The following is a 21,094-nucleotide window of genomic DNA, read 5'->3' as shown; positions in this document are numbered from 1 at the left end:
CGCTTTCCACGCCCGGCAGCGCAGTGGTGTGACGTTCGGCGCGTTCAGTGATTGCTGACAGACTGTTTTCGATGGTCGACAACACCGAGCCGCCGGTCGTCCGGCGATGGCCGCACGTTCTGCGGCTCGTGCTGTTCGTCGCGGTCCTGCTGAGCCTGTTCTACCTGGTCGCGGTGTCCAAGGTGATCGACCTGACCGGGGTGCGCGCCGCGGTGTCTGCCACCGGTCCCGCCGCTCCCCTCGCCTACACCGTCGTGTCGGCGGCACTGGCCGCCGTATTCGTCCCGGGTCCGCTGCTGGCCGCCGGCAGTGGTCTGTTGTTCGGGCCGCTGCTCGGCACCGTCGTCACACTCGGCTCCACGGTGCTGACGGCGATCATCGCCGCCCTGCTCGGCAGACGCGCGGGGCGCGACAGCGCCAGGGCCTTACTCGGTCCCGACTGGTCGAGCCGAATCGACGCGCAGATCCAGCGCCGAGGGCTCTGGGCGGTGGTCGGTCAGCGGTTCGTCCCGGGTATCTCCGACGCGCTGGCGTCGTACGCATTCGGCGCGTTCGGAATGCCGTTGTGGCAGATGGCCGCCGGAGCTTTCATCGGTTCGGCGCCGCGGGCGTTCGTCTACACCGCGCTCGGCGCGACCATCTCGGATTTGTCTTCACCCCTGGGCTATACGGCGATCGCGGTGTGGTGCATCACCGCGATCGCCGGAGCTTTCGCCGCTCACCGCGGGTACCGCGGCTGGCGTGCACGCAGCAGTCCGCCGACCCTGGATACTGACTCCCATGGCTGATCTCAATGTGCTGGGTGGTCCGCTGCAGCCCTGCGGAACCGACCCGCTCACCGGGTTCTACCGCGACGGGTGCTGTTCGAGCGGACCCGAGGACGCTGGCAGGCACACGATTTGCGCTGTGGTGACCGCCGAGTTCCTCGAACACCAGCGCTCGATCGGCAACGACCTGTCGACGCCGATGCCGCAGTACCGCTTTCCGGGTCTGGTGCCCGGTGACCGGTGGTGCGTCACCGCGCTGAACTGGCTGCGCGCCCACAGCGACGGCCACGCCGCACCGGTGGTCCTGGCGTGCACCCACGAACGGACCCTCCAGTACGTGCCCCTGGAGACGCTGCGCCAGTACGCCGTTGACGTGCCCGACGACCTCGGCGGCCTGTGATCAGAAGTATCCGTTGGCAGCCGGCCACACCCCCTTGACGGCGTAGTTGCCCGCGGCGTGCGCCTTGTAGGCCAGCGGGTTGTGGGTGGCGACGGTGCGGACATTGCGCCAGTGGCGGTCCAGGTTCAGCGCGCGGGCCGTCGCCGAGGCGCCACCGGTGTCGAACAACCGCTCGACCGCGGCCAGCGCCGAGGCGTTCAACCAGTACGGGTTGGCATCTGAAGCACCCGAACGCAATTCGATGCGAGTCGCGCTCGGTGGGTCCTCCACCAAGGAGCGCACGGCGGCGCTGCGATTGTCGCGGCTCCAGTTCACGGTGTCCGGGGCGAACGAGTCCGGGGTATAGCGCCGGTAGGCGTGGATCTCGGTCTGGATCGGTGAGCCGTCGGAGTTCAGCAAGTAGAACTCGAACTCCACCCCCACCTTCGCGGTGAAGCCGAGCGAGGCCAGCCGGGTGATCACCCGGCGCAACGCGCCGCGCGGGTCGAGCAGCGACGGGCTGCCGTCCGGGCGGGCGATGTCGGAGATCACGTGTCCCACAGCGGCACGCCACGGTAGCGGCTCGAACGTCGAGAAGTCAGGGACCGCACGGACATCGGGATAGCCGCTATCCCAGTTGGTCAGGCGAAGACCGTCGATGACCGTCCCGCCGGTGTTCCAGCCCAGCGCTGCCTCGCAGAACGCGAAGCCGTGGTGGGCCCGCTCGAGGAACTGCCGCGCGGGGATGCGTTTGCCGGCGGCGTGGCCGAACGGATCGCTCCAGGCCACCTCGATCTCGGTGAGCGAACCGTCGTGCAGGCGCCGCGACAGCGTCGTGCACCTGGGTCACGATCGGGCTCTCGATGCGGCCTCGGCGCGGGTGCCGACGACTGTGCCGATCACGAACGCTCCTCCCAGCAGCCCGACGATCACCCAAGCCAGCACACTGGAACCACCGACGAGCAGTTCGAGGTTGGCCAGGATCAACACCAGCGACGCCGCCAACCCGAGCAGCCCAAGAGCTGGCGCGATCCGAATCCGCCACAGCGAGTACTGCTTACGATCCCTGGCGAAGAACACCAGAACGGCGACACTGGTGGCGATCAGCAGGATCACGATGCCGACGGTGGTAGCACCGGCGAACCAGGTGTAGAACTGTGCGGCCGGATCCAGCCGGAAGACCACCGCCAGCGCCACGCCGATGAACACGACGAGTGAAATCCACAGTGACGCCTGGTGTGGCGAGCCGTGCTTTTCGTGGGGAACGCTCAAGGAGGCCGGCAGCACGTCACGCTGGGACAGCGCAAAGATATAGCGCGAGACCACATTGTGGAACGACAGGATGCAGGCGAACAGCAGCCCGACGCCCAGCTATCCGGACGTGATGGCGTCCGGATCGACGATTCCACTCGATAGTCCGTGCTCTCCACCGCGGGCCACGATCACCAGGTCCAGGATCGCCACAATCGCGATCTCGGCGGTCAGCAGGATCGCCAGTACCCGGCTGGACAACTCGATGCTGCGGTAGCCGAGGTAGGTGGTGACCGCGAACGCCGCTGCCGCGAACAGCCACCACGGCAGCGCTGGGCCACCGGAAAGCCCAATGATGTTCGCACGTAGGAGAAGAACGCGCCGGCCTCGTCCACGTACGGGGTCATCGCGGTGAACCCGACGGAGAACAGCAACAGCACCACCGTCGACACCACGAAGGTGGCCGGGAAGCCGGGACCGTTGCCCAGCGCAATGCCCAGCGGCACGACGCTACCGATGACGCCGAGCGGGGCGGCGGCGGCCACGACCATGACCATGACCATGACCATGACCATGACCGAGGCGACACCCTGGGTGCCGCGCAACCGTCGCTGCGGCGGCGCCGCCACGGTGTCCAGCGCGCCGGGCGGGACGAGAGCTTCTGACATCGGTGCTTCCTTGGCATGAGAGATCGGCTGAGTGGCCATCACTGTTGCCCGGGGAGCACAGCGGAAGAAGATCTTTCGTCGGCATGAGCGCAACCGCGATGAGTTTGACTCGCGGTGAGTACAGACATTCCCAGCTGCCTCCCAGCGGGCAAAAGTGTTCGGGTGTCCGTGTTCGTCGACGTCGTGCCATCCGGGACTTCCGGGGCTCCACCAGCGAATTCCCCTCTGAATGCCAGGTGGCCCGGATGGCTCTCGCGGGTGGGCCTGCCCCTGCTGTCGCTACTGGTGTTCTTCGCCCTGTGGCAAGGCGCCGCGGCGAGCGGCATCTGGAACCAGACGTTCGTGCCCTTCCCCAGCACGGTGTGGCGCGCCTTTCTCGACATCTCGACCACCCATGACGGTGTCCGCGGCTACGCCGGCTACCTGTTGTGGGAGCACCTCTACATGACGCTGCGGCGAGTGTTCGTCGGCGTGGTCGTCGGTGTGGCCATCGGTGTCGCGCTGGGTCTGCTGATGGGCTCCATCTCCTGGGTACGCAGCGTGCTCGAACCGTGGCTGACCTTCCTGCGGGCCCTGCCACCCCTGGCCTACTTCTTCCTCCTGGTCATCTGGCTCGGCATCGACGAGGCCCCCAAGGTCACGCTGCTCGCCCTGGCCGCCCTTCCACCCGCTGCGGTGGCCACCACCGCGGCGGTCGTGGCCGTCCCCGTCAGCCTGGTCGAGGCAGCCCGCGCACTGGGCGCCTCCCGGCGAGACGTGGTGCGCGACATCGTGATCCCCTCGGCGCTTCCCGAGACGTTCACCGGAATCCGGCTGGCCGTCGGGATGGCGTATTCCTCGGTGGTCGCCGCCGAGCTGTTCAACGGCATTCCCGGCATCGGCGGCCTGGTCAAGGACGCCAGCAACTACAACAACACCCCCGTGGTGCTCGTCGGCATCTTCGCCATCGGCATCTCAGGTCTTGTCATCGACGGCCTGCTGCGCGCAGTCGAGCGTCGAGCCGTCCCCTGGAGAGGAAAAGTATGAAGTTCACCAAGTTCGCCACCCTGGCTGCGGTCGCGGTCACCGTTATCGGTATGTCCGGTTGCTCGGTGGACCGCTCGAAGTCGGAGGCGGGCAAGCCGACGCTGCGCATCGGCTACCAGACCTTCCCCAGCGGCGACCTGATCGTGAAGAACAACCGGTGGTTGGAGGACGCGCTGCCGGACTACAACGTCAAGTGGGTCAAGTTCGACTCCGGCGCCGATGTCAACACCGCGTTCATCGCGAAAGAACTCGACTTCGGTGCCCTGGGGTCCAGCCCGGTGGCGCGCGGGCTGTCGGCACCGCTGAACATCCCCTACAGCGTCGCGTTCGTGCTCGACGTCGCCGGCGACAACGAGGCCCTCGTGGCCCGCACCGGCAGCGGTATCAACTCCATCGCCGACCTCAAAGGCAAACGGGTTGCCACTCCGTTCGCATCCACCGCGCATTACAGCCTGCTCGCCGCACTGGCCCAGAACGGGTTGTCGCCCAACGATGTTGCGTTGATCGACCTGCAGCCGCAGGCCATCCTGGCGGCCTGGGAGCGTGGTGATATCGCGGCCGCCTACACCTGGCTGCCGACCCTGGACCAGCTGCGCAAGACCGGCAAGGACCTGATCACCAGCCGTCAGCTGGCCAAGGACGGCAAACCCACCCTGGACCTGGCGGCGGTGTCGAATGCGTTCGCCAAGGACCACCCCGACGTCGTCGACATCTGGCGCAAGCAGGAGGCCCGGGCACTGACGGTCATCCACGAAGATCCGGCCGCCGCCGCAAAGGCCATCGCCGCCGAGATCGGTCTGAGCCCCGCCGACGTGGAGGGCCAACTCAAGCAGGGCGTGTACCTGACGCCGCAGGAGGTGGCCTCGCCGCAGTGGCTGGGCAGCCAGGGCAACCCGGGCAATGTCGCGGCCAACCTGGAAAGTGCCTCGCAGTTCCTGGCCGAGCAGAAGCAGATCCCGTCGGCCGCCCCGCTCAAGACCTTCCAGGACGCCATCTACACCCAGGGACTGCCCGATGTCATCACCCAGTGAGACCGCGGCAACGACATCCCCGCTGTCGGGTGCCCACACCGACGGTGGCGTGCACATCCAAGGGGTCGAGCACCGCTACGGGACGACGACGGCGCTGGGACCGGTGGACCTCGACGTCGAACCGGGCTCGTTCCTGGTTCTCGTCGGCGCATCGGGGTGTGGCAAGAGCACGCTGCTGCGGTTGATCGCCGGCTTCGAAGCACCGACCGAGGGGAGGCTGACCGTGTCCGGGCGTACCCCGGTTCCGGGCCAGACGGCCGGGGTGGTCTTCCAGCAGCCCCGGCTGTTCCCGTGGCGCAGCGTCGGCGGCAACGTCGAGCTGGCGCTGAAGTACGCGGGCACCCCGCGCGAGCGCAGAGTGGCGCGCCGCGACGAGCTGCTGAACCGCGTCGGCCTGGAGGACATCGCCCACCGCAAGATCTGGGAGATCAGCGGCGGCCAGCAGCAGCGGGTCGCGATCGCCCGGGCGCTGGCCTCCGAACGTCCGGAGACTTCACTGCTTCTGCTCGACGAGCCGTTCGCCGCGCTCGACGCGTTGACCCGGGAGCGACTGCAGGAGGACGTCCGCCGAGTGAGCGCGGAATCGGGGCGCACCACAGTGTTCGTCACGCACAGCGCCGACGAGGCGGCCTTCCTGGGCTCGCGCATCGTCGTGCTGACAGCCCGCCCTGGGCGGGTCGCGCTTGACCTGTCCGTCGAGCTGCCCAGAACCGGCGTCGACCCCGACGAACTGCGCCGCAGCGCCGAATACGTCCGGCTGCGCCAGGAAGTCAGCCGCGCCGTCAAGTCTGCGGCGGCCTGAGCCCGCCATGACCGCGACCTCTGCCTGTCCCGTCCTGTCACCCGCCGACGCCGTCGCCGTCGCCACCGACCTGGCCGCTGATTTCTCCGTCGATGCCGCTGCCCGAGACCAGTTGCGCCAGTTGCCGTTCGAACAACTCGACCGGCTGGCCGCCAGCGGCCTGCTGGCGGTGACGGTGCCGGCCGCCCACGGCGGTGCGGACCTGCCGCCCAGCGTCGTCGCTGATGTGATCCGCATCTTGGCTACCGCCGATCCCAACATCGCCCAGATCCCACACAGCCATTTCGTCTACGTCAATCTGCTGCGGCTGGCCGGCTCCGACGATCAGTTGCGGCACTTCTCGGAGCGGCTGCTATGTGGGGCGCGCATCGCCAACGCCCAGACCGAACGCGCCAGCGCGACGGTGGCCGATATCGCCACCACCGTGCGCCCGGCCGGCGACCGATTCCGCATCGACGGCGCGAAGTACTACTGCACCGGCTCGCTGTTCGCCGACATCCTGGCCGTCTTGACCCGCCTCGATGATCCGGCCGGCGAAAGTGGGCTTCCCGACGGCCAATACGTCGCCTTCCTGCCCGCCGACACCGCCGGGGTGCGCATCGTCGACGATTGGGCTGCGATGGGTCAGCGGACCACCGGCAGCGGCACCGTCGTCTTCGAATCGGTATTCGTCGAACCCGCCGCGCTGGTTCCCCGCGCGCCGGCCGTCGGGCACCCGACCGGATACGGCGCCTTCGCACAGTTGCTGCACACCGCGATCGACGCAGGTATTGCGCGCGGCGCGCTGCAGGCCGCCGTCTCGTTCGTGCGGGAAAAGAGCCGGCCGTGGTTCGAGGCCGACGTCCCGCGCGCGATCGACGATCCGCTGCTGATCCAGCGGTTCGGCGAACTGTCCGTCGCGGTTCACGCCGCCGAGGCCACCCTGGTCTCGGCGGGTCTCGCCGTCGACGCCGCGTTCGGCGCCGCGCCGACCGACGCCGCGGACCGCGCCGCGCAGGCCTCGCTCGCGGTCTCCGGCGCGAAGATCCTGGCCGACAAGGCCGCCAACGAGGTATCCAGCGCACTGTTCGAGGTCAGCGGAACCCGCAGCGTGGCAGCCGAGCTCAACCTCGACCACTTCTGGCGCAATGCGCGTACTCACACCTTGCACGACCCGATCCGATGGAAGTACCACCACCTCGGACGGGCGCTGCTGCACGGCACAGCTCCCCCGCTGCATTCTGCGATCTGAACGACAACCCGGCCTCGATAGTTACCGACCTCACACCCACACCGCGGCATCTGGTATGACTATCTAAATAATCCGCGCAGGGAGGATTCGCGCCGAGGTGCCCAGATGGGGCGTTGAGCCGAAGGGGGCCTGATGAGCACCCCCACCGAAGAACGTGTGGTCCACGCGAAGCCACACCGCCCAGCACTGGCCAAGTGGATCCGCCGGTTGGCGGTGCCAATCATCTTGGGCTGGATCGGCCTGATCGTCGTCCTCAATGTGGCGGTGCCCCAGCTGGAGGAAGTGGGCCAGCTGCGGGCGGTCTCGATGTCGCCGAAGGAGGCGCCGTCGGTCATCGCGATGATGCGCTCGGGCAAGGTCTTCGAGGAGTCCGACTCCGACAGCTCGGCGATGATCGTGCTCGAGGGCGACCAGCCGCTGGGCCCCGACGCGCGCCGTTTCTACAACGACATGATCGCCAAGCTGCGGGCCGACACCACCCACGTGCAGCACATCCAGGACTTCTGGGGTGACCCGCTGACCGAGTCCGGCGCGCTGAGCGCCGACTCCAAGGCCGTCTACGTCCAGGTGGCACTGGCGGGCAACATGGGCGAGACACTCGGCAACGACTCTGTCGAGGCGGTCCAGAAGATCGTCAAAGGTCTGTCACCGCCGCCCGGTGTCAAGATCTACGTGACCGGTGGACCCGCGCTGCAGGCCGATCAGCAGCACGCCGGCGACAAGAGCATCCGGATCATCGAGCTCACCACCATCGCCGTCATCATCGTGATGCTGCTGTTCTTCTACCGGTCGATCGTCACCGTCGGGCTCGTGCTGATGATGCTGCTCCTCGGGCTGACGGTCACCCGCGGCGCGGTGGCGTTTCTTGGCTATCACAACCTGATCGGGCTGTCGCCGTTCGCAACCCAGCTTTTGGTGACACTGGCGATCGCCGCGACCACCGACTACGCGATCTTCCTGATCGGGCGCTATCAGGAGGCCCGCTCGGTCGGGGAAAGCCGCGAAGACGCCTACTACACGATGTATCACGGCACCGCGCACGTGGTGCTGGGCTCCGGTATGACGATCGCCGGGGCGACGTTCTGCCTGTCATTCACCCGGCTGCCGTACTTCAAGTCCCTCGGTGTGCCGCTTGCCGTCGGCATGGTCGTCGCGGTGGTGTCGGCGCTGACCCTCGGCGCCGCGATCGTCACCGTGGCGAGCCGGTTCGGGTTGCTCGAGCCCAAGCGCGCCATGCGAATCCGGTTCTGGCGTCGACTGGGTGCGGCCGTCGTGCGCTGGCCGGCAGCCATCCTGTTCGTCACAGTCCTAATCGCTTTGATCGGCCTGATCACCCTGCCGGGCTATCAACCCAACTACAACGACCGCAAGTACCTGCCGGCCGACCTGCCGGCCAACGAGGGGTTCGCCGCGGCGGAGCGGCACTTCCCCATCGCCCGGATGAACCCCGAGATGCTGCTGCTCGAAACCGACCAGGACGTGCGCAACTCGGCCGACTTCCTGGTCATCGAGAAGATCAGCAAGGCGATCGCCAAGGTGCCGGGGATCGGCCGCGTGCAGTCCATCACCCGGCCCGCGGGAAAGCCGTTGAAATACAGCACGATTCCCTCACAGATGAGCATGGGCAATACCAGCCAGACGATGAACCGGTCCTACCTGCAAGACCGGATGGCCGACATGCTGGTTCAGGGACAGCAGATGCAGGACACCATCAACACGATGACCCAGATGATCAAGTTGATGGAGCAGATGTCCGCCACCATGCACGCCATGGTCGGCAAGATGGACCTGACACTGGCCGATGTCCAGACGCTGCGCAACCACATCGCCGACTTCGACGACTTCCTGCGCCCGATCCGCAGCTACCTGTACTGGGAACCGCACTGCTACGACATTCCGATGTGCTGGTCGATCCGCTCGGTGTTCGACACCCTCGACGGCATCGACACGATGACCGACGACATCCAGCGGCTGTTGCCCGACCTGCATGCCCTCGATGACCTTCTGCCCCAGCTGATTCCGCTGATGAATTCGTCGATCGAGTCGATGAAGACGATGCGCGTGATGATGCTGACCCAACAGGCCACCCAGGCCGGCATGCAGGATCAGCAGGCCGCCTTGAGCGAGAACCAGTCGGCCATGGGTGCGGCGTTCAACGACGCCCTCAACGACGACACGTTCTACCTGCCGCCGGAAATCTTCGACAACGACGAATTCAAGCGGGGCATCAAGAACTTCATCTCCCCCAACGGCCACGCAGTGCGGTTCATCATCTCCCACGAAGACGACCCGCTGTCCGCCGACGGCATCAACCGCATCGACGCGATCAAGAATGCCGTCTTCGAAGCCATCAAGGGCACCCCGCTGGAGGGCTCCAGAGTGTATCTGGGGGGCACCGCGTCGACCTTCAAAGACATGCAGGAAGGCAACAAGTACGACTTGCTGATCGCCGGGGTGGCAGCGCTGGCGTTGATCTTCATCATCATGCTGATCATCACCCGCGCCATCGTGGCAGCCGCGGTGATCGTCGGCACGGTGGTGTTGTCCCTCGGTGCGTCCTTCGGGCTCTCGGTTCTGTTGTGGCAGCACATCCTCGGGATCGAGCTGCAGTTCATGGTGATGGCGATGGCGGTCATCATCCTGTTGGCCGTGGGTGCCGACTACAACCTGCTGCTGGTGTCCCGGATGAAAGAGGAGATACCGGCCGGCATCAACACCGGCATCATCCGAGCGATGGGAGGCAGCGGGTCGGTGGTGACGGCAGCCGGCTTGGTGTTCGCGTTCACCATGATCTCGATGTCGGTCAGCGCGATGGTGGTCGTCGCCCAGATCGGTACGACGATCGGGCTGGGCCTGTTGTTCGACACGCTGGTGGTGCGGGCGTTCATGACGCCGGCGATTGCCGCGCTGATGGGCCGGTGGTTCTGGTGGCCGCAGATGGTGCGACCGAAGCCACTGGCCACCCGGCCGCAGGGCAAACTGCTCCGGTAGCTTGCCCGGCGCGCGAGCGCGCTACCAGCGTGCCGACCTGGCATCGATTGGTGACGAGGCTCACCTCTTACGATTTCGCCAACCGCGTCGAACGCCGGGTTTCCCCAAGCCGTGACGGCCTGCTTCGCCTCGGCCGCCGCTGGTACCAGAGAGGCTGGCGTGCACTCGAGAGAAAGTTGTGACGGTCGAACTCGGACGCCTCCCCGACACCCGGCCGCGGCGCGGTGCGATGTCCGCGCCGTGCCCTATGTTGGACCGTCCGACCACCTACACCGAGGAGGAGAACCAGTGGACGACGACACCACTCTGTCGGCCGCTGACCTTCTCGAAGTCAATCGCGACATCCAGGGCTCCCCCGCGCTGCGCCTGCTGGCGACCCTCAACCTCGGTGTGTACGCCACCCTGATGGAGCGTCACCTCAGCGGCGGAGTGGTGGGCGAGACCGAGTTGGTCGTGCATCTGGAACGTGACCTCGACGAGCTCGGGCGGCCCGGCAGCGAACAGTCCGGCCTGGGTCTGATCAAGACCTGGGCGAGCCAGGGCTGGCTGCACCGGGTGGCCGATCAGCGCAGCGGCGTGGAGCGAAACCTGTGCTACCTGACCCAGGACGCCCGTCGCGCCCTGGACTTCCTGCGCGGCATGCGCCGGCAGGACACAATCGCCACCGGCGGCTCCATCAACGGCATCGCCTCGCGCCTCAAGCAGATCGCGCTGCGCGTCGGTAACGACCCGGCACGCATCCGCGCCGGGATCCAGGCCGAGATCGCCGCGCTGCAGGCCGAGCTCGACGCCCTGGCGACCTGCGAGGGCGACGTCGTCGAACGCGATCTTGGCGATGCGGATCTGACCGACGTCTACGACGAGGCCCATGCGATCGCCCTGCAGATGGAACGGCTGATCACCGACATCGGTCAGTACGGCACGATGATCGAGCGGGCGACCGCCGCCCTCGACGAGCCGATCGACAGCAACCTCGCCTACCGCGACCGGCAGCGCCAGATGTACACCGACTACCAGGCCGCCTGGGATTCGCAGGGCAGAGACTCCCACCGCGCGTTCCTGCGGATGATCAACGACCCCGACCAGCGGGCCGAGTTCGAGGCCAATGTCGCCGCCGTCGCCGGGGCGCTGCCGGCGCTGGATCCGGCCCTGCGCAAGGTGATGGCGGGATTCTTCGAATTGGTCGGTCACCAGATCGACGAGGTGGAACGCATCCAGCAGCGCTGCGCCCAGCGGGTCAAACGGTTCACCGCATTCGGCACGCTGGAGCAGAGCCGGGGCGTGGCCCGTCAGTTGAACGACGCCATCGGTGCCGCCCGCGCACTGCTGAAGTCCTCACTGACCGACTCGCGCCTCGACATCGAGCTTCCACTGGCCCGCCACGCGATCACCTCGGTGGGTGCGCTGAGCTTCCGCATCGGCGACCTGTCCAACCCGAGGCCGGCCCAGCCGGCCGGCGGTGAACTGGACCTGTCCAGCTTCGCGGCGTTGACCACCCAGGTCGACGCGCCCGCGATGTCTGAGATGATCAACGCCGCCCTCGACTCCGGTAGGCCGCTGTCGCTACCCGATGCGGTGGAGCTGGTATCGGCCGACGGCCAGGGCGCCTACCTCGGCCACGTCATCGTGCTGTGGTCCTGGGCGCTCAAGCAGCACGACTCGACACAGCCACCCGAGTCGGTGACCGTCCGGTTCCAGTCTCTGGACGGACGCGACCGTCAGATGGAGGTTCCGCACCTGATGTTCACCCAACCGATCTCCAGCCTGGCCGGAGCCGGCGCGTGACGACCAACCCTGAGGTGGACATCGCAGCGCTGTCCGCGCTGCCCGAGGTGGACCAGACCGCTCGCGCCCCACACCAGCGCCGGCCCCGGTTCGACGGTGACGTCAGCGAGCTGCCCGACCGGGCGTGCTGGGCGCTGCAGCAGCTGTTGACCCGCCGCTACATCAGTGCCGAAGCCGACCCCGACCTCTACAGCTGGGTGTTGGAATACCGCGGGCAGTTGTCGGTGCGGCTGTCCGAGCTGGACTTGCTGCTGCGGGTCGCCGAATCCGCGGATGTCGCGTTCGTCGAGCAGGCTCGTTACGAATCTGCGCGCGGGGCAAAGCTTCTGCGGCGCGAGCCGCTGGGCACCTATGATTCCATCCTGGCCCTGCACCTGGCGCAGATGATGCGCGCCTCCGCCGGGCAGAACGTGGTGATCAGCCGCGACGAGGTACACGGGCTGTTCACCGGTGTCCTCAACGACGTCGACCGTGACACCGTCGCGTTCACCGCCCGTATCGACGGCGCCATCGCGCGGTTGGCCGGGCTGGAGATCCTGCGCAAGACCCGCGACGACGAGGACAGCTATACCGTCAGCCCGGTCATCAACGCCGTGCTGACCGCGTCGGTGATCACCGAGTTGCAACAGCAGTTCGAGCTGCTACTCAGCGGCGGCACCGGCGCCGACCGCGATCAACAGGAGGCCTCGCTCGATGGCTGAACAGTTCCACCTGTCCCGACTACAGGTCATCAACTGGGGTGTGTTCGACGGCTATCACGACATCCCGTTCAGCGAAGGGGGCGCCCTGATCGCCGGCGCCTCCGGCAGCGGCAAATCATCTCTGCTGGACGCGATTTCGCTGGGCTTCCTGCCATTCAACCGGCGCAACTTCAACGCCTCCGGCGACAACTCGGCGGCCGGCTCCAACGCGGGACGACGAACCGTCGACAAGTACGTGCGCGGCGCCTGGGGGCAACGCACCGACGCCGGCGCCTCCAAGGTGATGTACCTGCGCGGTGAGGGCACCGCATGGTCGGCCGTGGCCGTCACCTACACCAGCAACACCGGGCGCACCATCACCGGCCTGGTGCTCAAGTGGCTCACCGGCGAGTCCCGCTCGGATTCCTCGAGTCGCTTCGTGCTGGCCGACGGCGACCGCGACATCGAGGACGTCTGCAACCGCTGGGCGGCGGGGCGATTCGACGCGAGTGTGTTCAAAGACGACGAGTGGCGCTTCTCCACCAAGGTCGAATCCCAGTATCTGGCGCAGCTGTACGCCACCATCGGGATCCGCGCCTCCGATGCCGCCCAACAGCTGCTCGGGAAGGCCAAGTCGCTGAAAAGTGTTGGTGGACTTGAGCAATTCGTTCGGGAGTTCATGCTAGACGAGCCGGGTAGCCTGACCCGGCTACCCGAGGCTCTCAAGCAGATCGACCCGCTGGTGGAGGCCCGCGAACTGCTGGCCGTCGCTCAGCGCAAGCGCAAGATCCTCGGCGACATCGAGAAGATCCAGCAGCGTTACGCCTCGGAGTCCTCGGATCTGGGCATCATCGACCTGGTGGACCAGCCGATGGTGCGGGCCTACACCGACCACGTGCGGCTGGCGCAGTGCCGTCCACAGATCGAGTCGCTCGACGCCACCATCGACCAGCTCGGCAACGAGTACGAAGACGTCACCCGCGCGCTGAATCTGGCTAAGGCCGAAGGCGATTCGCTCAACGCGCAGATCAGCGGCTCCAGCGCGAGCCTGGGCCCGCTGCAGTCGCAGGTGGCCGCGGCGGAGGCGCAGGCTGAGCAGGTTTCGCGGCGGCGGGCGGCCTACGAGGCCGCGCTGGGCGCACAAGACATCGACGTTCCCTACAGCGCGGACGAATTCTGGAACCTGCGTGAGGAATTGAGCACCCGCGCCACCGAGCTGCTGGCCAAGCTCGATCGCGGCCGCGAGGCGTCCACCGACGCGGAGTACGCGCAGAAGGTGGCGCGCATCGCTCGAGACGACGCCGCCAAGGAACTCAAGCGCGTCGAGCACGTCGGCTCGGCACTGCCGGAGTTCGCCATCACCATGCGCGACCAGATCTGCGCCGCCGTGGGCGTGGAGCCCGGCGAATTGCCGTATGTGGCCGAGTTGATGGATCTTCGACCTGACCAGGGTCGCTGGCGAGTGGCGGTGGAGAAGGTGCTGCGCGGTGTGGGCCTGCGGCTGCTGGTGCCCGACCACCGCTACGCGGCCGTGCTGCGCTTCGTCAACGAAACCAACATGGGCGGCCGGTTGCAGCTGCACCACGTCCGCGCCGGCTCGGTGGGCACCGAGCCGGTCGAGGCCGAGCCGAACACGTTGGGCGGCAAGCTTTTCGTCGTCGATCCGGCCCATCCGTGCGCCGCCGAGGCGGCGGGCGTCGTCGCCGCGGCCGGTGACCACGTGTGCGTCGACACCCCCGACGTGTTCCCCCGGTTCCGCCGCGCGGTCACCGACACCGGCCTGTACAAGGACTCCGAGCGGCTCGCCGTCAAGGACGACCGGCGCCCGCTCAAACAAACCGACTACCTGTACCAGGGTGACGTCGCCGCCAAGATCGACGCGCTGACCGTCGATCTGGCCAAAGCCGAAGAGGCCTACCAGTTGGCGCGGCGCACCGCCGACGAGATCGCCGCCGAGCGCCAGCAGTGGCGTGACCGGGCCGCGGCGTTCAAGACGATCTGCGAGCAGTTCCCGCAGTGGAACCAGATCGACATCGAGACCGCCGACGGGCATGCCGACCGGCTGCGGGAGCAGTACGAACTGCTGCTGGCCGACAACCCCGACATCGAGGCGCTGTCCGCGCGGGCCGACGAATGCTGGGAGGAGATCCAGACGCTGATGACGCGGCGCGGGGCCATCCAGACCCGCCGCGACGATCTGGACCGCCGGCGCACGCAGCTGCTCGAGCTTCAGGATCGGTTGACCCCGGCGTTCGTCTCGGAACCGTTGACCGAGCTGCTGAACCGCTACGCCGCCGACGTGCCGGTGCCGCTGGAGGTGCTTAACCCCGAGCCGCACCGCGACGCCCTGTTCGGCGCCATCCGGCGCGAACGTGAGCAGCTGCGGGAAAGCCGCAGGCGCTCCTACGACGAGCTGGCCCGCATCCTGAGCACGTTCGACACCGCTTTCCCCGACGCGGTGCCCAACGACAGCGACGTGTTCGACGAACGGGTGCACGACTACGTGGCGCTGTGCCGCCACATCGACGAACGCGAACTGCCCGAGGCCTACGAGCGGATGATGCGGCTGGTCACCGAGCAGGCGCCGGACGCGATCCTGACGTTGCACCGGGTGGCCGAGCAGGAGGCCCGGCGGATCAGCGAGCAGATCGAGCGGGTCAACACCGGTCTGGGTGCGGTGGAGTTCAACAACGGGACCCGCTTGACGCTACGGGCGACACCGCGCAGCCTGACCGCCGTCGCCGAACTGACCGAGATCGTTCGGGCGATCTCCCGGCGCATCGCCGAGGTGGGCCTGGGCGACAAGCAGGCCATCCTGGATCAGTACGCCGACATCCTGCGATTACGGAATCGGTTGGCGTCCACAGCTCCCGAGGACAAGGCGTGGACGCGGGATGCGCTCGACGTGCGCAACCGGTTCACCTTTGACTGCGCCGAATGGGACATCGACACAGGCGAATTGATCCGCACACATTCCAACGCAGGCGACAACTCCGGCGGTGAGCAGGAGAAGCTGATGGCGTTCTGCCTCGCCGGGGCATTGAGCTTCAACCTGGCCAGTCCCGAGAGTTCCGACAACAAGCCAGTTTTCGCGCAGTTGATGCTCGATGAGGCCTTCTCCAAGTCGGATCCGCAGTTCGCCCAGCAGGCACTGCAGGCGTTCCGCAAGTTCGGCTTCCAGCTGGTGATCGTGGCCACGGTGCAGAACGCCACCACCATCCAGCCCTACATCGACAGCGTGATCATGGTGTCCAAGACCGAAGCGACGAGCCGAAATGCCCGCCCGGTGGCGACCGTGGTGGCCAAGACGATCTCCGACTTCACCAGTCTGCGCCAGCAGATGCGCCACTCCGCGGCGCGGGAACGGGTGCCCGCGCCAGTGTGATCGACGGAACGAACCGAACGGAAATTTGCCGCGTCCTCTCGGCGCTTCGGGTCTGACCTGTTAGGGTTGACCCGACTCCGCCGAACCCGGCTGGACGATTAACTATTTCGCGCGGGCGACGTGCCCCAGCTGATTGAGGCGGGGTGTGATGTCGCGGCAGTTCACGGACGCCGATCTACTCGACGAACTCGAGCAGATCGCCGAGGCCGAGTTGAACCGGCATCTGTCGGTCAGCACCGAGTGGCATCCCCACGACTACGTGCCCTGGGACGAGGGCCGCAACTTCGCGGCCATGGGCGGCGACGACTGGGCACCGGAGCAGTCGCAACTCAGCGAGGTCGCCAAGGCGGCGATGATCACGAACCTGCTCACCGAGGACAATCTGCCGTCCTACCACCGTGAAGCGGCGCAGCATTTCTCTCTCAATAGCGCATGGGGAACCTGGGTCGGCCGCTGGACGGCGGAGGAAGCCCGGCACAGCATCGTGTTGCGCGACTACCTCGTCGTCACCCGCGCCGTCGATCCGGTTGCGCTGGAACGAGCCCGTATGGCCCACATGACCGGTGGTTTTGCCGCCACCGCCGAGGAAGAGGCCCGGCACAAGACCGACTTCCTGCTGTCGGTGGCCTACGTGTCGTTCCAGGAGCTGGCCACCCGCGTCAGCCACCGCAACACCGGCAAGGTGTGCAACGAGCCGGTCGCCGACCGGATGCTGGCGCGCGTTGCCGCCGACGAGAACCTGCACATGATCTTCTACCGGAACATGTGCGCCGCCGCGCTGGACCTCGTGCCGGATCTGGCCCTGGAAGCCGTCGCCGACGTGGTTGAGAATTTCCGGATGCCTGGGCGCGGCATGCCCGACTTCCGCCGCAACGGTGTGTTGATGGCCAAGCACGGGATCTACGACCCCCGCCAGCACCTCGAGGAAGTCGTCGCGCCCACGCTGCGCAAGTGGCAGATCTTCGAGCGCACCGATTTCTCCCCTGTCGGCGAGGCACGCCGCGAGCAGCTCGCGGCCCACGTGACCAAGCTCGAAGGTGAAGTGCTCAAGTTCGAGGAGCAGCGCGACCGGTTGTTGGCCCGCGAGGCCCGCAAGAAGGAACTGCAAGCGACCTGACGGGTCCGGCCGGCCGTTCCCGGTCTGGCGTTCCCGGCTCCCCCGCGTCCTCGGCGAGTGTGTGGTTTCATCCGCGACGCGCCGATCGTTGTGCGGAATCCGCCTCTTTAGCCACAACAGCAACATCAGAAACAGGCGGCACAACGACCGCCCATGCCGTTGACCAATTCGTTGCCACTCCTTGGCAATACAGTTATATTGCGTGCCAAGGAGGAACTGTCGGTGAGGAAAATATTAGCTGTGGCCGTCACCGCCTCGGCCATCGGAGGGTTGTCGTGGGCCCCGCCGGCAAACGCGGACGTACAACTCGGCTGCGAGAGCGTTCCGTGGGGATTTCTCGGCACTCAGACTCGCAGCATCTGCGACGGGCCGATTCAGCCGGACGGCAGCTGGGTGCGATTCCGCATGGTGTGGGTGCCTGCGCATCAGGTGCCGATCAGCACGAGCTGTGGGACCTACAGCTGCACCACCAGCGGCGGCTATTGGCAGGACGAGCGGGTCTACGAGAAGGTGAAGTATCCGGTTACTCCGGGCACTGTTGTGCCGGGTGAGCCCGGCTGGCTGCCGCCGACCTACACCGACGCGGGCGGTTTCACCCCGATCAACTTCAACTAACCAGCCGAGAATCCTTGTCGCAAAGCGGATTACCGCACCGCGTTACCGGCGAATGTGCGGTTTCATCCGCGACGCGCCGTTGATCGCGCGTCGGAACGCACACTCGGGCGATGGGTTCGGCCGGTGCCGGCCAGGCCGGACGACGTCTGCGCACGGCTGACCGCCGGTTTCGGTGACGGCCGGTGACGGACCGCGATCGATGGCCTGCTCCGCGCAGTCACAGGCGACACCCGTTGGGTCGGCGCCGGTGAGTACGGCGTCGGTGGACCGTAGGGGTCCACCGCACCGGTGTAGACCGGCGGACCGCCAACCCCATACACACCCTGCGGCGCCGTGCGGAACGGGCGATTCGCCGGATTGCCGGTGATGGTGGCAATCCCGTTGTCCCATCCGGTCGGGATGGCGACCAGGAAGTCGATCGCCGTCTTGATCGGGTTCGGGGCGTACAGGTACTTGGCCGGCGTCGGCTCGCCGGGGTTGGTGGTGCGGTCGTAGCCCGCCTCCACCAACACCCGCAGCGGTGGGTCCAACGTCGCAGCCAATGCCGGCCCGATGAGCGGAATCTGTTCCAGCGGCATGAGCAATGGCAGGGTCTTGGCGGGCGCAAGGTAGAAGGTGGTGTCCTGATATTGCCCTTGGAGCTCAACATCGTCGACTGCGAAGAAGGCCGTCTCGGGGTGGAAGTAGAGGAACCCGAGCGCCACGTTGAGATCGGCCAAGATGTTCAGCGGGTTGGTCGGGAAGTCCGACACCGGGTCGTACTGGTGGGCGACGTCGACGGTGATCACCGGATTGGGCTGTGGCGAGTTGGTGGTCATGGCGCCGTCGAAGCTCACACCGAGGATCGGGATGTAGGCGCCGACGAAGCGCTCCAGAATTCCGCCGTTGGGGCGGTTGGGGTTTGACGTCAGGACGAAGCTAACGGTGGTGCCGACGGGCGGGTGGGCGATGAGGTCGTATTTCTCCTGAGCGGCGATGGTGGCGCTTTGGGAATAGCCGAACACGACATAGGACGTATCGGTCAGCGCGGCAGGACCGGTGGTCGTGAACGGTGGTTCCGTCACAGTGCACGGCGCGGCCCGCAAGCAAGCGTCCAGATTCGCCAGCCCGATCGCCACCGAGTCGTCGAACGGCAGGTCCCACAATCCGGTGTCGAATCGGAATTGCTCAGGGGTATAGACCGCCACCCGCGCGCAACCCGGGCTGCCGCCACTACACAACCCCGAGGGGGCGACGTACTTGGCGTCCGCACTGTCGACGTAGTTGGCGATGTACTCGGTGGTGTCCTGCGGGATGCTCAGCGAGTGGCCCGTGCCGCCCATGAACAGCGCCGTCGCCGCCATGGCGACGGCCACCGAGGTGATGGGCGTGAGCGCCAGAAGCAGCACGCCGCCAAGTGAGGCCACGATGGCCACCATCGGCAGGCGCGCCCTAGGCATGGCGACCCCCTTGTCCCCCACAGTGGCCGGTCTCGACCACGATGCGCTGGATCAACTGTTGCGCACATCACACTGGGGCGCTGCGGCCTTTAGTCACCGAGACCGTGGACCAAGGGTGGCACGACGGTCGACGCGAGCCGGAATACGTAGTAGATACGTAGGTATGCCGCTGACTGCTCTCAACCCGACCCGACGCCTGCCCACTGCGGTGAAGGCCGTTGGCGCCGGAGTGTCGACGGTCCTGGTGGTCGGTGTGCCCACCGACGTGATCGACACCCCGTGGTTTGGCCGCGAGGTTCCGGTGCGCTGGTGGGAGTATCCGACGCTGGCGGCGGTCGGCGTGTTGACCGCGCTGTGGTTCGGCATCTCTGGGCCTCGCCGCGCAACCGGCGCGGCCGGCGGTGGGCTGATGTTGGCGACGTTCGCGGTCGGCTGCCCGGTGTGCAACAAGCTTGTGCTGGCAGCCGTCGGCACCTCCGGCGCGTTGGGTCTGTGGGCGCCGCTGCAGCCGTTGCTCGCAGCGCTCTCGGTGGCATTGCTGGCTGGTGTGGTGGTGTGGCGGTGGCGGCAGCGGCCGTGCGCGAACGGTGCCTGCGAGCTGGCCGCCAGCGAGCACGGCCGCTAGAAGCAGAGCGCAAACGCCACGACGGGGGCTACCGCCGCCATCAAACTCACCGCAAGGAGGACCGCCGCTCGCGGGCGCCGCGGCGGGTGATCGGCCGCTCGCGCCAGTCGGGTCGCCCGCTCCAACACGGCGGTGGTGGCCGCCGCCAACGCGCCCACCGGCGCTCGGCCACCGGCACCGAGCGCGATCATGCTCCGCAGCAGCGGCGCTCGGCCGTGCCTGCGCACGGCGGCGTCGTCGGCGCACATCTCCAACAGCGTCGGCACTGACCGCGCGGCAGCCGTCATCAGGGGCAGCCGAGGCAGGGCCGCGGCCAGCCCCTTCAGGGTGGCGGTGATGTGGTGGTGGCGGCCGCGAAGATGCGCCCTTTCGTGGTCCAGAACCGCCGCCAGCCCGTCGGCGTCCAGCTGTGCGACGGCAGCCGAGGTCACAACGACGACACTGCGGCCGCCGCCCGCTACGCAGTACACGGCCGGCCGCTGCGAGGCGACCATCACCACACCGGGCCCACCCATCGGGCGGCCGACGATGCACGCCGCTTCGACGTGGCGGCTGTTGGAGCGCCGGGTTCGGACCAATGTGATGATCACCCGCCGGACGGTGTGCGCGGCGACGGCGGTGGTCGCCCCGAGCAGGCCGATCACCAACGTGGTTGCCAGTGGAGCGGGTGGTTGCAGATGGCCCGACAGCCCTAGCTTCTCGACGCAGAATGTCGGCGCGGTGTGCGTCGTCAGGCTTCGCAGTGCACCGGCGGCCAGAATCACCAGAGCCGACATCCAGGTGAGCACCGCAGCACCGACCGTCACCAACCACGCCGCGACACCGACCCGCGGATTCGCCCCGGCGACGAGCCGGCTGCCCAGCGCCACCGGTGCCACCCAGGTCAGGGTCACGGCATAGGTGAGCAGCACCGTCACGGTATTCACGACGCCCCCTCGTCGGTGGATCGCTGCAGCAACGCGCGCAGCTTCTCCGATTCGTCGGGACTGATCTGCTCGAGGAAAAAGTTGAGCACCAGCTCGCTGTCACCGCCGGACTCGAACACCGTGCGCATCAAATTTGCGGAGTATTCCTCGCGGCTCACCGCCGGCCGGTAGTAGTAGGCCAGACCGACCTTGTCACGCACCAGCCAACCCTTGCGGAACAAATTGTCCATCGTCGACATCGCTGTGGTGTAAGCGATTTGGCGGGTTTGCTTGAGTTCGTCATGCACACTGCGCACGCTGGTCGGCTCGTCGCGCGACCACAGCATGTCCATCACGACGGCTTCGAGGTCACCGAAACCCCTCAACGTCACTATCC

The 21,094-nt window shown here is 67.1% G+C and carries 20 protein-coding genes; 13 read left to right on the top strand and 7 right to left on the bottom strand.

The features are described 5' to 3' along the window. Positions 1 to 71 precede the first annotated feature (71 nt). The gene (locus ACXDF8_RS04675) at positions 72 to 788 is read left to right on the top strand and encodes a TVP38/TMEM64 family protein (RefSeq protein ID WP_457222092.1); all 717 of its coding nucleotides are present in this window, start codon (positions 72 to 74) and stop codon (positions 786 to 788) included. Beyond that, positions 781 to 1,167: a DUF2237 family protein gene (locus ACXDF8_RS04670; protein WP_457222091.1), complete on the top strand. Its 387-nt coding sequence runs from the start codon at positions 781 to 783 to the stop codon at positions 1,165 to 1,167. Before ACXDF8_RS04675 ends, ACXDF8_RS04670 begins: the two co-directional genes overlap by 8 nt. Here ACXDF8_RS04670 and ACXDF8_RS04665 read toward each other — a convergent pair whose 3' ends face one another. The 4 genes from ACXDF8_RS04665 to ACXDF8_RS04650 are packed head-to-tail and all read right to left on the bottom strand — an operon-like array spanning position 1,168 to position 3,065. Then, entirely contained in the window at positions 1,168 to 1,977 is an 810-nt protein-coding gene (locus ACXDF8_RS04665) for a type I glutamate--ammonia ligase (protein ID WP_457222358.1), read from the bottom strand. 15 nt (positions 1,978 to 1,992) lie between these two features. Further along, the gene (locus ACXDF8_RS04660; RefSeq protein WP_457222090.1) at positions 1,993 to 2,472 is read right to left on the bottom strand and encodes an amino acid permease; all 480 of its coding nucleotides are present in this window, start codon (positions 2,470 to 2,472) and stop codon (positions 1,993 to 1,995) included. Between the two features lie 45 nt (positions 2,473 to 2,517). Next, positions 2,518 to 2,658 carry a hypothetical protein gene (locus tag ACXDF8_RS04655; protein ID WP_457222089.1) on the bottom strand — a complete coding sequence of 47 codons (141 nt, stop codon included), beginning with the start codon at positions 2,656 to 2,658 and terminating at the stop codon, positions 2,518 to 2,520. Further along, positions 2,628 to 3,065, bottom strand: a complete 438-nt coding sequence (locus ACXDF8_RS04650; protein WP_457222088.1) for a hypothetical protein — start codon at positions 3,063 to 3,065, stop codon at positions 2,628 to 2,630. Before ACXDF8_RS04650 ends, ACXDF8_RS04655 begins: the two co-directional genes overlap by 31 nt. Before the next feature lie 162 nt (positions 3,066 to 3,227). Between ACXDF8_RS04650 and ACXDF8_RS04645 the strand changes: the two genes are divergently transcribed. The 10 genes from ACXDF8_RS04645 (at position 3,228) to ACXDF8_RS04600 (ending at position 17,728) form a co-directional block, all read left to right on the top strand. Then, positions 3,228 to 4,091 (top strand): ABC transporter permease, encoded by an 864-nt coding sequence (locus tag ACXDF8_RS04645; protein ID WP_457222087.1) that lies wholly within the window; start codon positions 3,228 to 3,230, stop codon positions 4,089 to 4,091. Beyond that, the gene (locus ACXDF8_RS04640; protein WP_457222086.1) at positions 4,088 to 5,122 is read left to right on the top strand and encodes a taurine ABC transporter substrate-binding protein; all 1,035 of its coding nucleotides are present in this window, start codon (positions 4,088 to 4,090) and stop codon (positions 5,120 to 5,122) included. Before ACXDF8_RS04645 ends, ACXDF8_RS04640 begins: the two co-directional genes overlap by 4 nt. Next, positions 5,106 to 5,924 carry an ABC transporter ATP-binding protein gene (locus tag ACXDF8_RS04635; protein ID WP_457222085.1) on the top strand — a complete coding sequence of 273 codons (819 nt, stop codon included), beginning with the start codon at positions 5,106 to 5,108 and terminating at the stop codon, positions 5,922 to 5,924. Before ACXDF8_RS04640 ends, ACXDF8_RS04635 begins: the two co-directional genes overlap by 17 nt. Before the next feature lie 7 nt (positions 5,925 to 5,931). Then, positions 5,932 to 7,155 carry an SfnB family sulfur acquisition oxidoreductase gene (locus ACXDF8_RS04630; protein WP_457222084.1) on the top strand — a complete coding sequence of 408 codons (1,224 nt, stop codon included), beginning with the start codon at positions 5,932 to 5,934 and terminating at the stop codon, positions 7,153 to 7,155. Between the two features lie 132 nt (positions 7,156 to 7,287). Further along, positions 7,288 to 10,146: an MMPL/RND family transporter gene (locus ACXDF8_RS04625; protein WP_457222083.1), complete on the top strand. Its 2,859-nt coding sequence runs from the start codon at positions 7,288 to 7,290 to the stop codon at positions 10,144 to 10,146. 288 nt (positions 10,147 to 10,434) lie between these two features. After that, entirely contained in the window at positions 10,435 to 11,931 is a 1,497-nt protein-coding gene (locus ACXDF8_RS04620) for a DUF3375 domain-containing protein (RefSeq protein WP_457222082.1), read from the top strand. Further along, entirely contained in the window at positions 11,928 to 12,632 is a 705-nt protein-coding gene (locus ACXDF8_RS04615; RefSeq protein WP_457222081.1) for a DUF4194 domain-containing protein, read from the top strand. Before ACXDF8_RS04620 ends, ACXDF8_RS04615 begins: the two co-directional genes overlap by 4 nt. Then, positions 12,625 to 15,996: an ATP-binding protein gene (locus ACXDF8_RS04610; protein ID WP_457222080.1), complete on the top strand. Its 3,372-nt coding sequence runs from the start codon at positions 12,625 to 12,627 to the stop codon at positions 15,994 to 15,996. The genes ACXDF8_RS04615 and ACXDF8_RS04610 overlap by 8 nt, the downstream gene beginning before the upstream one ends. 148 nt (positions 15,997 to 16,144) lie before the next feature. Further along, a complete protein-coding gene (locus ACXDF8_RS04605; RefSeq protein ID WP_457222079.1) occupies positions 16,145 to 17,113 on the top strand; it encodes an acyl-ACP desaturase in 969 nt (322 codons plus the stop codon). A gap of 240 nt (positions 17,114 to 17,353) precedes the next feature. After that, on the top strand, positions 17,354 to 17,728 hold the full coding sequence (locus tag ACXDF8_RS04600; RefSeq protein ID WP_457222078.1) for a CDGP domain-containing protein: 375 nt from the start codon (positions 17,354 to 17,356) through the stop codon (positions 17,726 to 17,728). Between the two features lie 62 nt (positions 17,729 to 17,790). Here ACXDF8_RS04600 and ACXDF8_RS04595 read toward each other — a convergent pair whose 3' ends face one another. After that, a complete protein-coding gene (locus ACXDF8_RS04595) occupies positions 17,791 to 19,167 on the bottom strand; it encodes a PE-PPE domain-containing protein (protein ID WP_457222077.1) in 1,377 nt (458 codons plus the stop codon). A 163-nt stretch (positions 19,168 to 19,330) separates the two neighbouring features. Here ACXDF8_RS04595 and ACXDF8_RS04590 point away from each other — a divergent pair, with 163 nt between their 5' ends. Then, complete coding sequence (locus tag ACXDF8_RS04590; protein WP_457222076.1) at positions 19,331 to 19,792, top strand: hypothetical protein; 462 nt, start codon at positions 19,331 to 19,333, stop codon at positions 19,790 to 19,792. Here ACXDF8_RS04590 and ACXDF8_RS04585 read toward each other — a convergent pair. Both ACXDF8_RS04585 and ACXDF8_RS04580 read right to left on the bottom strand, forming a co-directional pair. Continuing rightward, the gene (locus ACXDF8_RS04585; RefSeq protein ID WP_457222075.1) at positions 19,789 to 20,718 is read right to left on the bottom strand and encodes a M56 family metallopeptidase; all 930 of its coding nucleotides are present in this window, start codon (positions 20,716 to 20,718) and stop codon (positions 19,789 to 19,791) included. The genes ACXDF8_RS04590 and ACXDF8_RS04585 overlap by 4 nt on opposite strands. Continuing rightward, positions 20,715 to 21,089: a BlaI/MecI/CopY family transcriptional regulator gene (locus ACXDF8_RS04580; protein WP_457222074.1), complete on the bottom strand. Its 375-nt coding sequence runs from the start codon at positions 21,087 to 21,089 to the stop codon at positions 20,715 to 20,717. Before ACXDF8_RS04580 ends, ACXDF8_RS04585 begins: the two co-directional genes overlap by 4 nt. Positions 21,090 to 21,094 lie beyond the last annotated feature (5 nt).

The sequence above is a fragment of the Mycolicibacterium sp. CBM1 genome, assembly GCF_054073305.1.
This window is presented reverse-complemented; position numbering and strand designations above follow the sequence as displayed.

Excerpts from the sequence above, each read along its gene's own strand:
- ACXDF8_RS04635 (WP_457222085.1), top strand. The coding sequence starts at position 5,106 with ATGTCATCACCCAGTGAGACCGCGGCAACGACATCCCCGCTGTCGGGT.
- ACXDF8_RS04605 (WP_457222079.1), top strand. The coding sequence starts at position 16,145 with ATGTCGCGGCAGTTCACGGACGCCGATCTACTCGACGAACTCGAGCAG.
- ACXDF8_RS04675 (WP_457222092.1), top strand. The coding sequence starts at position 72 with ATGGTCGACAACACCGAGCCGCCGGTCGTCCGGCGATGGCCGCACGTT.
- ACXDF8_RS04670 (WP_457222091.1), top strand. The coding sequence starts at position 781 with ATGGCTGATCTCAATGTGCTGGGTGGTCCGCTGCAGCCCTGCGGAACC.
- ACXDF8_RS04590 (WP_457222076.1), top strand. The coding sequence starts at position 19,331 with ATGCCGCTGACTGCTCTCAACCCGACCCGACGCCTGCCCACTGCGGTG.
- ACXDF8_RS04595 (WP_457222077.1), bottom strand. The coding sequence starts at position 19,167 with ATGCCTAGGGCGCGCCTGCCGATGGTGGCCATCGTGGCCTCACTTGGC.
- ACXDF8_RS04625 (WP_457222083.1), top strand. The coding sequence starts at position 7,288 with ATGAGCACCCCCACCGAAGAACGTGTGGTCCACGCGAAGCCACACCGC.
- ACXDF8_RS04630 (WP_457222084.1), top strand. The coding sequence starts at position 5,932 with ATGACCGCGACCTCTGCCTGTCCCGTCCTGTCACCCGCCGACGCCGTC.
- ACXDF8_RS04610 (WP_457222080.1), top strand. The coding sequence starts at position 12,625 with ATGGCTGAACAGTTCCACCTGTCCCGACTACAGGTCATCAACTGGGGT.
- ACXDF8_RS04650 (WP_457222088.1), bottom strand. The coding sequence starts at position 3,065 with ATGTCAGAAGCTCTCGTCCCGCCCGGCGCGCTGGACACCGTGGCGGCG.
- ACXDF8_RS04640 (WP_457222086.1), top strand. The coding sequence starts at position 4,088 with ATGAAGTTCACCAAGTTCGCCACCCTGGCTGCGGTCGCGGTCACCGTT.